Source organism: Legionella cherrii, assembly GCF_900635815.1.
GTDB classification, from domain to species: Bacteria; Pseudomonadota; Gammaproteobacteria; order Legionellales; family Legionellaceae; genus Legionella; species Legionella cherrii.
The window spans coordinates 1,796,316-1,810,795 of the sequence record NZ_LR134173.1 but is presented as its reverse complement, the minus strand read 5'-3'; the positions used below and the strand labels follow the sequence as shown (position 1 = coordinate 1,810,795).

The window sequence follows — 14,480 nt, the reverse complement described above, 5'->3', positions numbered from 1 at the left end:
GGTCAATTCAACCTGCTCCCTCATCCGTAGAATCGTAAGTAGTTCAAGTTCTCCAAGTGGTCCTGGCGCAAACGTAAATTTATCCTTTACTGAAAACAGGTAGTGTTTTTACGAGTGATGTATTTTTGTAGATGCTAAAATTTGCGGTTCTTGCCATAAAGTCATAAAGAGAACCATAACTAAAGGTCCCACAAATAAACCAAGCAGCCCTAAAGTTTCTACACCACCTAGAATTCCAAATAACACAGCTAAAAAAGGCAATTCGATTGCACCGCCAATCAGCGCGGGTTTGACAAAATGATCGGCAACAAACATAACGAGTGTTCCCCACACTAAAACAACGATGGCACTAATCATGCTGCCCAATGAAAATAAAATAACTGCAACTGTAATAAAAACTAGTGGAACGACGAATGGAATCATTGCCGCAAGCGCAGTGATAAATCCGACCAAAGTGGGGGCAGGAAATCCCACTAGACCGTAACAAACTCCCATTAAGATACCTACACCAAGCCCTACAACAATGGTTCCATTAACTGTGGCTCTCAATGCTCTAGGCAGTCTGTCTGCATATCGAAACCATCTTTTTCCCAAACAATATTCGCCTACCTGGTAAATCTGCAAGAGTAACCGATCCCCATCACGATAAAAGAAAAATAAACTTAAAAGAGTAAAACCCAATTGAACACTACGATGAGCCAGACTCGAACCAATTTCTTTCACATAATAGCTCGTCGGAGTTAACGATAAATGAACATTGGACAAAAGACCTTTAATCATTCCTGGCTTACCAATATTATCATCCCAGTACTTTACTAAGTCATTGCCTACAAAAGGAAAATCTTTTAGAAATTCAGGTGCAGCCCCTCCTTGTTGATTTAAAGATTGCAAGAAATTAATAAATATTTGCAATTCTTTTATCAAAAGTCCCAGTAACCAGCTTAAGGGAAGAATAAACAACAATCCAATTAAGGTTGTAAACAGTAACGCAGAGAGATTATCTTTGTTGCCAAAAAAATAGCGCCATTTTTCATATAAGGGATAAGATGCAATAACAATTATGGAGGCCCATATCAGTGAAGGAATAAAGCGATGAATAATAAATAAACTTAGAGCCACAATTCCAACAGTCAAGCCCATACTGATGAGCTCTTTATGATTTTCATTCATTAAGCAAAACTCCATGCTAATAGTTGCATCAAGATCCAAGAAGGCACGGCAGCTAATACATCATCCAACATAATTCCCAAACCGCCACGAACTTTTTGATCGATATAATCAATAGGCTGTGGTTTCCAAATATCAAAAATTCGAAATAAAATAAAACCACAAATCATCCAGGATAATCCTGTAGGGGCCATAAACATAGTCAATAAATACCCAACAACCTCATCCCAAACGATCCCTTTATAGTCATGTACACCCAAATCTTGAGTCACTTTATCACAAACCCAGACACCTAGAAGGAACGCGGCAAGTGTAAATGAAAGATAAACTGCCCAATGAGTGCCCATTAATAGCAAATAAAGAGGTATTGCTGCCAACGTTCCCCAAGTGCCTGGAGCAGTAGACATTAAACCACTACCAAAGCCAAAGGCAATAAAATAAATAGGATCCTGAAATACACTTTTTGCTAAATTTACTTGTTTCATTTTATTTTTCTCTATGCTTAGCTCATCTTAAAGGTTGGATCAATTTATTCATGAGCATTCATGTCGTCCCCAGCATTCAAGGATATAACCCAGGAACCGTTTCATACAATTAACTTAGAATAACCTAAATCCTTAATTATGTTTACTCAAAGAACTCTATTAAAAATGTGAATAACCTGCGGGTGTCAACTTATGGCATTGGTTGTTAGCATCTTTCATTCTTAATCCAGAGGCTTCCTCAATTACTCCAATAGGATAGCAATGTAAATTAGCTTTTTTAAACTCATTCATCAAGAGAGCAAATCGATGTTCCGGAACTGTAAAACATAATTCATAATCATCACCGCCAGTCAAAGCGATGTCAACAGCATGATCGGGCCAATATTGATTAAGTAAGGCATGTATCGGAATAGCTTCTTCATTAAGACAAGCACCAACACCACTTGCAACACAAATATGATTTAAGTCGGCACTAAGCCCATCTGAAATATCTATTGCTGCAGTTGCATAATTTCGCAAAAAATCAATTAAATCAATACGCGGCTTAGGATGGAGTAATTTATTCATTAATTCCTCCTTGTCATTTGGAGGAATTTTCTGATTCTCAAGAAGTTTAATGGCTAAAGCTGCAGCGCCCAACTCACCTGAAACGACAATAATATCCCCAGGTTTTGCTCCACTGCGTAGCACTGCTTTTCCCTTTGGTGCGGTACCCAAAATAGTTAATGTAATCGATAATGGACCGTGTGTTGTATCACCTCCAATTAAAGACAAGCGATATCGACTTAATGAATCTTTTAATCCTCGTGTAAACGAGTTGAGCCATTGTGGATTGAGTTCCGGTAAAGTTAAAGCGAGTGTGACCCAACAAGGCTCTGCAGCCATAGCCGCCATATCACTCACATTGACCATGACTGACTTACACGCAATGTCATACGCATCCCAATGCGGAAGAAAATGAACATTAGAAACTAAGGTATCTGTGCTTATCAGTAAATTCATCCCTTCAGGAATACGCACGCACGCTGCATCATCACCAATACCAAACAATACGTCATCACGCTTTATATCAAGTGGTTTAAAAAAATGATCAATAAGAGAAAACTCATCCATGGTTATTGATTTCAATTGACCGCACCTGCTGCGCCAAACTATTTAATACACCATTGACATAACGGTATCCATCCTGGGAACCAAATTCCTTAGTCAATGAGATTGACTCATCAAGGACAACTTTATAGGGAATTTCAGGACAATAGAGTAATTCAAAAGATCCGATACGTAACACCGTCAATTCAATTGGATTAAGTGCTGCGATCTCTCTATCAAGAAAAGGAGAAATACGCTCTTCTATGGTTTCAACATAGGCTGGAACACCGTGTAAAATACGACAAAAATAATCTACATCTACTTTATCCATATTATTAATGACTCGAAACTGTGCTTCAATTTCATGCAATTCACATCCAGACATTAACCATTGATAAAGAGCCTGAAGTGCTAATTTTCTGGCCTTTCTTTTACCACTTATTGACCGCTTTTCCACCTTTACCTCATAAATTCTTTTTAACATCTATAAAGCTCCTTTTCTCTTGAAAAGGAGAAAAAGGATGTGGCATGGTATAACAATCGGGCACGCACACGGTTACACAGGCATTGACTTGCATTACGCTAAGGGCGCGATTTTTAAAAATTGCGCATTAGCGCTCATTGACCTGCCTGCGCCCGTTTGCGTGTCCATGCCCGATTATTTACACCTGTCACATACTTACCCATTAATTAAATGGAAAAAGTACTAATCTTTGTCCATTTGATCAATTGTCTGCCTAAAATCACTTACGTCTTTAAAGCGCTTGTATACCGATGCAAACCGCACATAAGCAACATGATCCAAACTATATAATTCCTTCATAACCAATTCGCCAATGATTTGGGAATCGATTTCCCGCTCGCCTCTACGGCGAATTTCTTGTGTAATTGAAATAATCGAGGCCTCTAATGCATCAACACTTACCGGTCTTTTTTCCAAAGCCCGCAACATACCTGAACGTAAATTATCAATGTTAAAAGGCTCGCGCCGTCCATCACGCTTAACGACCGACGGCATGATTAATTCGGCTGTCTCAAAAGTAGTAAAACGTTCATGACATATGAGACACTCTCGTCTTCTGCGCACTTGAGCACCTTCAGCGACAAGACGTGAATCAACCACTTTTGTTTCTTCTGCGTGACAAAACGGGCAAAACATAATTATTTATAAACCGGAAATTCACGACATAAAAGCAATACTTGTTCTTTAACCCTTGCAATAGTCGTTTCATTATTAATATCATCAAGAATATCAGCTATCCAATTCGATAGAAGCGTAATTTCTTTTTCTTTAAATCCTCTGGTTGTAACTGCCGGAGTACCTAGACGCAACCCACTTGTTACAAAAGGAGAACGAGGATCATTAGGTACAGTATTTTTGTTCACAGTAATGTTTGCTTTATCTAAAGCGGCATCAGCATCTTTGCCTGTAATATTCTTATCAATTAAATCAACCAATAATAAATGGTTATCTGTACCACCAGAAACAATCTTATAACCACGACTCATAAGCACAGAGGCCATAGTCTTCGCATTGACTAATACTTGTTGTTGATAGTCTTTAAATTCTGGTAACAATGCTTCAGCAAAAGAAACTGCTTTAGCTGCAATGACATGCATTAATGGCCCACCTTGACTGCCAGGAAAAACAGAAGAATTTAATTTTTTTTCTATTTCTTCATTAGCTCGACATAAAATCATTCCGCCTCGTGGTCCTCTGAGTGTCTTATGGGTAGTCGTTGTAACCACATCAGCATAAGGAACTGGAGAAGGATAAAGACCTACTGCTATCAAGCCAGCGACATGAGCAACATCCGCCATCAAATAGGCACCTACTTTATCGGCAATTGCTCTGAATCGTGGCCAATCAAGGACACGGGAATAAGCAGAAAATCCAGCGATAATCAATTTTGGCTTATGCTCCAGAGCCAATTGCTCCAAAACGTCATAATCAATTAAACCCGTTTGTGAATCAACACCATAAGGGACTCCTTCATAGAGTTTACCCGAGAAATTCACTTTAGAACCATGGGTTAAATGACCGCCATGAGGCAATGCCATACCTAACACAACATCACCAGGAGCTAATAGAGCCATCATTACCGCAGCATTAGCTTGTGAACCAGAATGAGGTTGAACATTGACATAATCTGCAGAAAAAAGTTTTTTTGCACGAGCAATTGCCAACTCTTCAGCAACATCAACATACTCACATCCGCCATAATACCGCTTCCCAGGATATCCTTCGGCATATTTATTCGTTAATACAGAACCTTGAGCCTCCAAAACACGCGGGCTTACATAATTTTCTGATGCAATAAGTTCAATGTGTTCTTCTTGCCGACGTTGTTCATCAACAATTGCTTGAAATAATTCATCATCAAAATGTTTTATGGTATAGCTTTGGTCAAACATGAGTAATCCTTGGGAAAATGGTTAAGGTCTAACGATGATGTCATTACGTACCTTTCTAACACCATCTACGCTTGCAGCAATCATCCCTGCTCTTTGCTTCAATCTAGGAGTAGCAACAAAACCACTGAGTTGCACTTCATCTTTAAAGGTTTTCACTTGTACTGCTAAACCTGTACGCCCTAATTGATTCACTAATGTTGCTTTTACCTTAGTAGTCGTCGTTGAACTATCCAAAAATTCACCAGTACTTTCAGTGCCTGGAGAAGCAACACATGCTGTAATAAGTATAGTAAAAAGACCCACAAACAACATTTTAAGTGAGTTACGCATCCAAAAACTCCCTAAAGAAAAAACGTCATAAGAGTACCACAAAATTTAACTGGTTACGAACTGTGAATACAAACCGAATAGGCTATTTTTCAATTTTTACGGTTAAAATACTGCACACGCTTTTCAGGCCATTAATTTTCAGTACATCTTCCTACTGCCGCAGCTTTTATGCGGCACGTAGGCCATTAGAAAACCTATAAAACTTACCACCCGATTTTTTTCTTTAGCATCTTAACCTTATCATGCCCGTGTTTTTTTTTTTTATTATTCACAACCACTTGTTCATGATCATTCTTATGCCCATGTGCCTGATTACCATGTCCATGTACCTTAGCTTGATTGGGAGCCACGTGTGTTTGTTGATGGCCTCGATAATGACGAGAAGGATGGCGATAATCATGTGGCCGCTCATCGAAACCATAAATTTCAGCTCGGGGAGGAACGGAATGATAATAACCGGCATCATAATATTCGGGTTCTGCGATATAACATGAAGTCAAAAAAGGAATGAATACTAGACAAGAGATTAAACGCTTCATGAACAACTCCTGAAACATAAAAAAAAAGGGAAGGTGCACTTGCATGCAACTTCCCTATCATAAAATAAGTTATTAATTACTTATTTTTTTGCTGTAACTTCAACTTTCTCACTCTTAATACCTTTATTCAGGTAATTAACAATGCGTACTGTACTGTTTACGTTAGTCCAACCAGAATAAATAGTTCCGTAAGGACCCTGAATCATAAGATTCATACCAGCATGGCAATAACCATAGTAGTATAAGCTGATGTAATGAGGTGCATCATAATAGAATATGGTGAAAGGCTCTAATGGAGTAGCATCATCAAAAGAACCGTATACACGAACATTGTCAATACTGTTGTTGATGATTTCAATTTCACAATAACCTGGATACATCATTGATTTACCAGCAGGCTTTTTATCAGCTTCGGTAGCTTTTGGATGCAAATGTGCATTTGCTGCAAAAGCTTGTCCAATCAAACTAAAACAAAGAGCAAATAACAAGGACTTCAACTTCATGGTTTCTCCTTTGACTTTATTGAAAGCTGCATAGTAACAAAGTGTTGTATTTAGTCAATAGGATATTTTTATAACCATGAAATAAATAAAATTGAAGCTTATAAGCACAATAAGGGTAATAATATTCATCTTTCGTGTTATATTTGGCGGGTTTTGTAATTTACCGTTTTTTGGTCTGTTTACAATTCGCTACCTTGAGCCAAAATGATAGTCGAATTGTCAACAGAACCTAGTATTTCAGGGGAGCATAATGAAAAAGCGAATGGTCATCATGGGAGTAGCCTTACTGATTGTTTTCGGTGGGATCATTGCTTTTAACTTCATCAAGACAATAATGATTAAGCGTTTCTTTGCAAGCTACCAGCCACCCGCTGTTTCTGTCGCTTCCGCTGTTGCTCAAGCTGTAGATTGGCAGCCCACCATCAATGCAGTAGGCAGTTTCGTTGCTTTAAACGGAGTCGATGTAAGTTCTCAAGCATCGGGCAATGTAGTAAAAATTGATTTTGAGTCAGGGCAATATGTTGATAAAGATGCTCCTTTAATTACTATTGATGACAGCGTGGATCAAGCCGTATTAAAATTTAATCAGGCTGAGCTCACGCTAAAAACTTTGAGTTATCAACGTCAAAACGATTTATTCAAACGAGGGGCTTCACCCATCTCGAATGTTGATGAAGCCAAAGCAAATCTCGAACAAGCCCAAGCAAAATTAGAGCAAACACAAGCGCAAATTAAGCAAAAACACATTACGGCACCCTTTGCTGGAAAATTAGGTATACGACAAGTTAATCTAGGTCAATTTATCAGTCCTGGACAAACAACAATTGTTTCTTTGCAATCACTTGATCCATTGTATTTGGAATTTTATCTTCCAGAACAACTCTATAAACGTATACGCCCAAATCAAACCATTACATTTTCTGTAGAGGGATTTCCTAATGCACTTTTTGAGGCTAAGGTTAATGCGATTAACTCTAAAGTAGATCTCAATACCCACAATATGCTCGTTCAGGGCACCCTTGCTAATTGCCCTACATCTGCGATTAAAGATCCCGAAAATTCTCCATTATTGAAAATCCGTAAAGAACCTATGGGAAATAAGCGAATTATCACTTGCGATACCGATTTAAACAGCAAAAATAAAATTCGTAACTTTACGTTTGTACCAGGGATGTTTGCTTCGATTGAAATCAGCCAACCAGCTGAACCCAATACAGTGATTGTTCCTTCTACAGCTATTTCCTATAGCTTATACGGTAATGCCGTGTACATTATTGAGAAAAATGCGGAAGGGAAGAAAAATCCAGACGGTTCTGATCTGCTTACGGTCAAACGTGTGTTTGTCAGCACTGGTGAACAACACGGAAATTATACCGTAATCAAAAAAGGAGTTAAGGCAGGACAATTAGTGGTGAGTGCCGGTGAAATAAAATTACAAAATGGTACGCCTGTTGTAATCAATAATGAGGTCAAACTCAATGAGGTCAGTAATCCGGATCTCTTAGGACAATAAAACAAGTTGCTGTAGTCGGGCGTCATCCTGAATGCTGCGAAGGATCTCATATTAACACCGTCTTCGGTGTGGAGAGTCCTCGTAGTCCTGTGGATGACGACAATAGATCCCGGACACAGCTACAATGCAACCAAATTGCATTTTTACCTATTACGAAATTTTTTTAATCAGGAACAGTTATGAAGTTTACCGATCTTTTTATCAAACGGCCCGTACTTGCCATGGTAATTAGTTTGCTCATTTTTCTTTTTGGTATTAATGCCATTTATAACATGCAGATTCGTCAATACCCTCGCATGGATAATACAGTAATTACTATTATGACCGGTTATCCAGGAGCAGATGCCGATCTGATTGCGGGATTCATTACCTCACCTCTAGAAAAAGCCGTTGCCAGTGCAGAAGGGATCGATTACATGACCTCTTCAAGCACACAAGGTTTAAGCACGATCACGCTAAACATTAAGTTAAACTTCGACCCTCAGGTGGCTTTTACCGATGTGATGAGTAAAGTACAACAAACTTTAAATCAATTGCCCAAAGAGTCACAACAACCCGTTATATTGAAAACATCCGATAGTTCAACTGCATTGATGTACATCAGCTTGGATAGTACAGAAATGACCCCACAACAAATTACCGATTACGCAACCCGTGTCGTGCAGCCTCAACTGCAAACAGTAGATGGTGTGGCAAAAGCAGAAATTTTAGGTGGTGCAACCTACTCCATGCGAATTTTTATGGACCCTATGAAAATGGCCGCATTAGGTGTATCTCCCTCGGATGTATCGGCTGTACTTGCCAAAAATAATTTCTTGACTGCAGCAGGCAATACTAAAGGTGAATACGTGGCAATCAGCATCACGGCAAAAACCGATCTGAATGATGCAACACAATTTAGTAATTTGATTGTTAAAAGTGACAAAGGGTCTATTGTCCGTTTACGCGATGTGGGCAAAATTGAGTTAGGCTCACAAGACTATGATACCTCGGTTACCTTTAATGGTAAGAAAGCAGTATTTATCTCCATCACCCCCACACCAACGGCAAACCCTCTGACCGTAATTAGTGATGTAAGAAAAATTCTTCCTTCAATCATCAAAGAATTTCCACCTTCCCTAACAGGAACAATAGTCTATGATGCAACGGCGTTCATTAGAGCCTCTCTGGATGAAGTGACTCATACCATTATTGAAGCAGGACTCATAGTTATCGTAGTGATTTTCCTATTTTTAGGATCTATCCGCTCAGTACTCATTCCAATTGTCACTATTCCTCTTTCATTAGTTGGCGTATGCACCCTCATGCTTATGTTAGGATATAGTATCAATTTATTAACCTTACTTGCTTTTGTCTTGGCCATTGGCTTGGTCGTCGATGACGCGATTGTTGTTGTAGAAAACGTCCATCGTCACATAGAAGAAGGAAAAACCCCTTTTGACGCAGCATTGATTGGTGCTCGTGAAATCGCCACTCCAGTCATTGCAATGACCATTACACTTGCTGCGGTGTACGCACCTATTGGATTTATGGGAGGTCTGACTGGAGCCTTATTTAAAGAATTTGCTTTTACATTAGCCAGTGCAGTAATCATTTCTGGAATCATTGCATTAACGCTTTCCCCCATGATGTGCTCAAGAGTGTTATCTAAAGACATCAGCAGTGGTAAGTTTGTTCATTTTCTCGATAATTTTTTCAACAAACTTAAATTGAAATACCAAAATGCCTTACATAGTTTGTTGAACACCCGCGTGATTATGTTGTTTTTTGCGGCAGTGGTTATCTTGATGCTGCCTTATCTTTACATCCATACCTCAGCAGAGACCGCCCCCGATGAGGACCAGGGTTTCTTTTTTGTTATGGCAATGATCCCACAATTTGCCACACTTAATTATATTGAGTCCTTCACTAAGCCCTTTGATGAAATTTATAAAAGTTTTCCTGAAACAGAAAATTATTTTACGGTAAACAACAGCAGCCAAACCATCTCGGGCATGGTATTGAAGCCATGGAATCAACGCAGTAAAAGTCAGTTTGCTCTAAAGCAACCCCTGCAAGATAAATTATCACACGTCGCCGGTTTAAATGCTTTTGCAATTGTGCCACCACCTCTACCTGGGGGCGGAGGCGGTACTCCAGTACAATTCGTCATCAAAACAACGAATGACTTTCAGAGCCTGTTAGACGTTTCCAATAAGCTTGCCGATAAAGCGCGTAAAAGTGGCTTATTTATTTATGTAGATAATTCACTCAAATTTAATAAACCACAAATTATATTGGATATTAATCGCTCTAAAGCGTCTGAAATGGGGTTAGATATGCAAGCTGTAGGAAGCAGCTTAACTAGCGCTTTGTCAGGTAATTATGTCAATTACTTCAACCTCGAAGGCCGTAGCTACCAAGTAATTCCCCAATTAAGCCGTTCATTTCGCATGAACCCTGAACAATTAGGACAAATATATGTTAAAAGTATTCATGGGACAATGGTTCCTCTTTCAACTGTAGTGACTGCTGTAGAAAAAACTGCACCGAATGCCGCCTCACATTTTCAACAAATGAATTCAGCAACCATTCAGGCAGTAATGATGCCTGGAAAAACGCTAGGAGAAGGCCTACAGTTTTTACAAGAAGCAGCAAATGATACCTTACCTAAAGGCTTCGCATACGACTATGGCGGCGAATCGAGACAATTTATGCAAGAAGGAAGCGCTCTCTTATTTGCATTTGTCTTTGCGATCATCATTATTTTCTTGGTACTTTCAGCTCAATATGAAAGCTTTCGCGATCCGTTGATTGTGTTAATTAGTGTGCCCATGTCCATTTGCGGCGCATTAATTCCCCTGAATTTAGGATTGGCAAGTATCAATATTTATACCCAAGTAGGCCTGATTACCCTTATTGGATTAATCTCCAAACATGGGATTTTGATCGTTGATTTTGCCAACCATTTACAACGTGAGAAAAACTTGGATAAACGAGCGGCCGTAGAAGAAGCAGCTGGAATTCGCTTGAGACCTATTCTCATGACTACTGCAGCGATGGTATTTGGTGTACTTCCCTTACTTATTGCCAGTGGTGCCGGAGCAGTAAGTCGGTTTGATATAGGATTAGTTATTGCAACGGGCTTGTTGATTGGAACAGGCTTCACTTTGTTTGTAGTACCCACTTTGTATACCTACATCGCAGAAGATCATCGCTCAAAAGCATCTGAGCCTCAGTTCGATGAAGCAAAAATTCCTGATGTACAAGTACCTGATCAAAAACATTAAACAGGTAGCCTGGGTGAGGCCAAGCCGTATCCCGGGCCCCTTGATACAACATATGCTTTTGATTGACGATTTAATTAATAGAGCAGATAAATGACTCACCACAGGAAATTAAAAAGAGATATCAATTACAAAATTATTTTTCCTCGCATTATTGATAGCCTTACTGGCTCAACTTATGACTGAATTTATGGTACTATTTCGCTTTTATCAGTACAGGTTTAATCATGGATAAAGTCTATTCCCCTGAAGCAATCGAAAAAGCATGCTATAAGAATTGGGAAAATCATCATTACTTCCAACCGCATGGTGACGGTAAAAGATATTGCATTATGCTTCCCCCTCCTAACGTCACGGGGAGCCTGCATATGGGGCATGGTTTTCAGCATACCATTATGGATGCTTTAACACGTTATCACCGCATGTTAGGTGATAAAACGCTATGGCAACCTGGCACTGACCATGCCGGTATCTCAACGCAACTGGTTGTTGAACGGCAACTCGAAGCTTCAGGAGTTTCCAGAAAAGATCTTACCCGTGAACAATTTCTAGAGAAAGTTTGGCAATGGAAGAATGAATCGGGCAATACCATAACCCAACAAATGCGACGTTTGGGGGCATCTGTAGATTGGAATCGGGAACGATTTACTATGGATGAAGGGTTGTCAGCTGCTGTACAAAAAGTATTTGTACAACTCTATGATGAAGGACTGATCTATCGTGGAACCCGTTTAGTCAATTGGGATCCTAAATTAGGCACCGCAGTATCCGATCTTGAAGTGCTTTCTGAAGAAGAAGATGGTTTTCTCTGGCATATTCGCTATCCCATTGTGAACTCAACTGAATCGCTTATTGTTGCTACCACTCGACCTGAAACGATGTTAGGCGACACTGCAGTTGCGGTACATCCAGAAGATCCTCGCTTCAAACATCTGATTGGACAACAAGTTCATCTGCCCCTTTGTGATCGAACAATCCCTATTATTGCTGATGAGTACGTAGACAAAGAGTTTGGTAGTGGCTGCGTTAAAATTACACCTGCTCATGACTTCAACGATCATGAAGTGGGTAAGCGTCATAATCTTCCTGTCATAAACATCTTAACTAAAAAGGCTTCTATTAATAAGAATGCGCCCCTCAAGTATCAAGGCATGGATCGATTCATCGCTCGAGAACAAATTGTTAAAGACCTTGATGCAGCAGGCTTATTAGTTAAAACAGAGCCCCATAAGTTAAAAGTACCTCGTGGTGAAAAATCGAATGTCATTATTGAACCACTTTTAACTGATCAATGGTATGTCAAAACCCAGCCACTGGCTGAACCGGCAATAGCTGCCGTAAAAAATGGTGAAATCCGGTTTATTCCTGAAACCTGGAGCAAAACATACTTTCAATGGATGGATAACATTGAAGACTGGTGCATTAGCCGTCAATTATGGTGGGGACATCGAATACCTGCCTGGTATGACAGCAATGGCAATGTGTATGTGGGTTATAGTGAAAATGATGTTCGTTTTAAATATAAAATTAAAGATTCAACTACATTAAAACAAGATGAAGACGTTCTCGATACCTGGTTTTCTTCTGCACTTTGGCCCTTTTCCACTCTAGGCTGGCCCGAAAGAACTCCCGAGTTAGAACAGTTCTACCCAACTTCTGTGCTCGTTACCGGGTTTGATATTATCTTTTTCTGGGTCGCCCGCATGATCATGATGGGCCTGAAATTTACAGGTAAAATTCCATTTAAAGAAGTCTTTATTACTGGTTTAATCCGGGACAGTGAAGGACACAAAATGTCCAAATCTAAAGGTAATGTCCTTGATCCTTTGGATATTGTGGATGGAATTGATCTCGAATCGTTGATTGAAAAAAGAACTTCTAATTTAATGTTGTCTTCAGTTCGTGATCAAATAATTAAAAACACCCGTAAAGAATTCCCTGAAGGTATCAGCGCTTATGGAACAGATGCCCTTCGCTTTACTTATTGCTCTCTCGCATCAACTGGACGTAATGTACGCTTTGATATCGGTCGCGTTGAGGGGTACCGCAATTTTTGTAATAAACTATGGAATGCTGCGCGTTATGTATTACTTAATACTGATGAAGATCTAATGGATTTCGACGATGGAGCATTTCAGTATACTCCGGCAGATCAGTGGATTTTATCACGCTTGCAACGTACGATTAGCAAAGTGCATCATTATTTTGAAACCTACAGATTTGACTTATTATCAAGCACGATTTATGAATTTGTCTGGCATGAATATTGTGACTGGTATTTGGAGTTATCTAAGCCAGTCTTACAAGATGAACATGCACTGAGCGCTTTGAAGCGAGGTACTCGTAGAACCTTAATTCATGTGCTCGATCACATTCTTAAAATGCTGCACCCTTTAATGCCATTCATTACAGAAGAAATTTGGCAGCGTACATCAAAGCTAACCAGCGAAAACGGTGCAAGCATTATGACCAGTGCTTATCCACAAGTAAATTCTGAGTTCATCAATGATACCGTTGAAGAGGAGTTAGAATGGTTAAAATCTTCAATTCAAGCGGTGCGCACCATACGCAGTGAAATGTCCATTTCACCTGCCAAGCTGATCCCACTTTATATTCGTAACGTGACACCAGTGCTGAAAGACAGAGTAGAAAAATATCAACACACGTTAAAAGCACTGAGTAAATTAAGTGATATTCATTATCTAGGAGCAGATGAGAAAGCACCTGTCTCAGCGACTGCTGTGTTAGGAGAAATCGAGTTACTCATTCCTATGGCAGATTTAATCGATAAGGAAGCTGAGCTGGCACGTTTGAACAAAGAGTTAGGTAAACTGGATAAAGACATTAGTCTTGCTGAAGGAAAACTAAATAATCCTAAATTTACAGATAAAGCACCCGCAGAAATTATCGCTAAAGAACAGGAAAAATTGGCACAAGCACAACAAACTAAAGAAAAACTGTTAGAGCATAAAATCAGGGTTGAGTCACTGTAATCAAAATCCCCTTTCCCACTCGTTGGAGAGGGGCAGAGATGAGGGCTGATTGGCTACCACCAATCCTCTCATCCCCCCATGGGCATCATCTGCCTGACCTCAGTCATCCCGAGCGTAGCGAGGGAACTCCCTTGCTTTGGCACAGTATCACCATGAAGAAAAGCCTCGCCATGCTCGGGA

The 14,480-nt window shown here is 39.7% G+C and carries 12 protein-coding genes; 3 read left to right on the top strand and 9 right to left on the bottom strand.

Features of this window, described 5'->3' with window-relative positions; translation table 11 throughout:
• Positions 1-108: 108 nt before the first annotated feature.
• From EL022_RS07765 to EL022_RS07725, 9 genes are all read right to left on the bottom strand, one after another.
• Positions 109-1,170: an AI-2E family transporter gene (locus tag EL022_RS07765; protein WP_028382234.1), complete on the bottom strand. Its 1,062-nt coding sequence runs from the start codon at positions 1,168-1,170 to the stop codon at positions 109-111.
• On the bottom strand, positions 1,170-1,652 hold the full coding sequence (locus tag EL022_RS07760) for a phosphatidylglycerophosphatase A family protein (protein ID WP_028382235.1): 483 nt from the start codon (positions 1,650-1,652) through the stop codon (positions 1,170-1,172). Before EL022_RS07760 ends, EL022_RS07765 begins: the two co-directional genes overlap by 1 nt.
• A 159-nt stretch (positions 1,653-1,811) precedes the next feature.
• Positions 1,812-2,765 (bottom strand): thiamine-phosphate kinase, encoded by a 954-nt coding sequence (gene thiL / locus EL022_RS07755; RefSeq protein ID WP_028382236.1) that lies wholly within the window; start codon positions 2,763-2,765, stop codon positions 1,812-1,814.
• A complete protein-coding gene (gene nusB, locus EL022_RS07750; protein WP_028382237.1) occupies positions 2,758-3,198 on the bottom strand; it encodes a transcription antitermination factor NusB in 441 nt (146 codons plus the stop codon). Before nusB ends, thiL begins: the two co-directional genes overlap by 8 nt.
• Before the next feature lie 249 nt (positions 3,199-3,447).
• Positions 3,448-3,900, bottom strand: a complete 453-nt coding sequence (nrdR, locus tag EL022_RS07745; protein ID WP_028382239.1) for a transcriptional regulator NrdR — start codon at positions 3,898-3,900, stop codon at positions 3,448-3,450.
• Positions 3,901-3,902: 2 nt separating this feature from the next.
• Complete coding sequence (gene glyA, locus EL022_RS07740; protein ID WP_028382240.1) at positions 3,903-5,156, bottom strand: serine hydroxymethyltransferase; 1,254 nt, start codon at positions 5,154-5,156, stop codon at positions 3,903-3,905.
• A 21-nt stretch (positions 5,157-5,177) separates the two neighbouring features.
• Positions 5,178-5,486, bottom strand: coding sequence for a BON domain-containing protein (locus tag EL022_RS07735; RefSeq protein WP_028382241.1), 309 nt, complete (start codon positions 5,484-5,486; stop codon positions 5,178-5,180).
• Positions 5,487-5,689: 203 nt separating this feature from the next.
• The gene (locus EL022_RS07730) at positions 5,690-6,025 is read right to left on the bottom strand and encodes a hypothetical protein (RefSeq protein WP_028382242.1); all 336 of its coding nucleotides are present in this window, start codon (positions 6,023-6,025) and stop codon (positions 5,690-5,692) included.
• Positions 6,026-6,105: 80 nt separating this feature from the next.
• Positions 6,106-6,528 (bottom strand): hypothetical protein, encoded by a 423-nt coding sequence (locus EL022_RS07725; protein WP_028382243.1) that lies wholly within the window; start codon positions 6,526-6,528, stop codon positions 6,106-6,108.
• Between the two features lie 250 nt (positions 6,529-6,778).
• Between EL022_RS07725 and EL022_RS07720 the strand changes: the two genes are divergently transcribed.
• The 3 genes from EL022_RS07720 (at position 6,779) to EL022_RS07710 (ending at position 14,300) form a co-directional block, all read left to right on the top strand.
• Positions 6,779-8,041 (top strand): efflux RND transporter periplasmic adaptor subunit, encoded by a 1,263-nt coding sequence (locus tag EL022_RS07720; protein WP_028382244.1) that lies wholly within the window; start codon positions 6,779-6,781, stop codon positions 8,039-8,041.
• A 179-nt stretch (positions 8,042-8,220) separates the two neighbouring features.
• Positions 8,221-11,310, top strand: a complete 3,090-nt coding sequence (locus EL022_RS07715) for an efflux RND transporter permease subunit (protein ID WP_028382245.1) — start codon at positions 8,221-8,223, stop codon at positions 11,308-11,310.
• Positions 11,311-11,534: 224 nt separating this feature from the next.
• Complete coding sequence (locus EL022_RS07710) at positions 11,535-14,300, top strand: valine--tRNA ligase (RefSeq protein WP_028382246.1); 2,766 nt, start codon at positions 11,535-11,537, stop codon at positions 14,298-14,300.
• Positions 14,301-14,480: the final 180 nt, after the last annotated feature.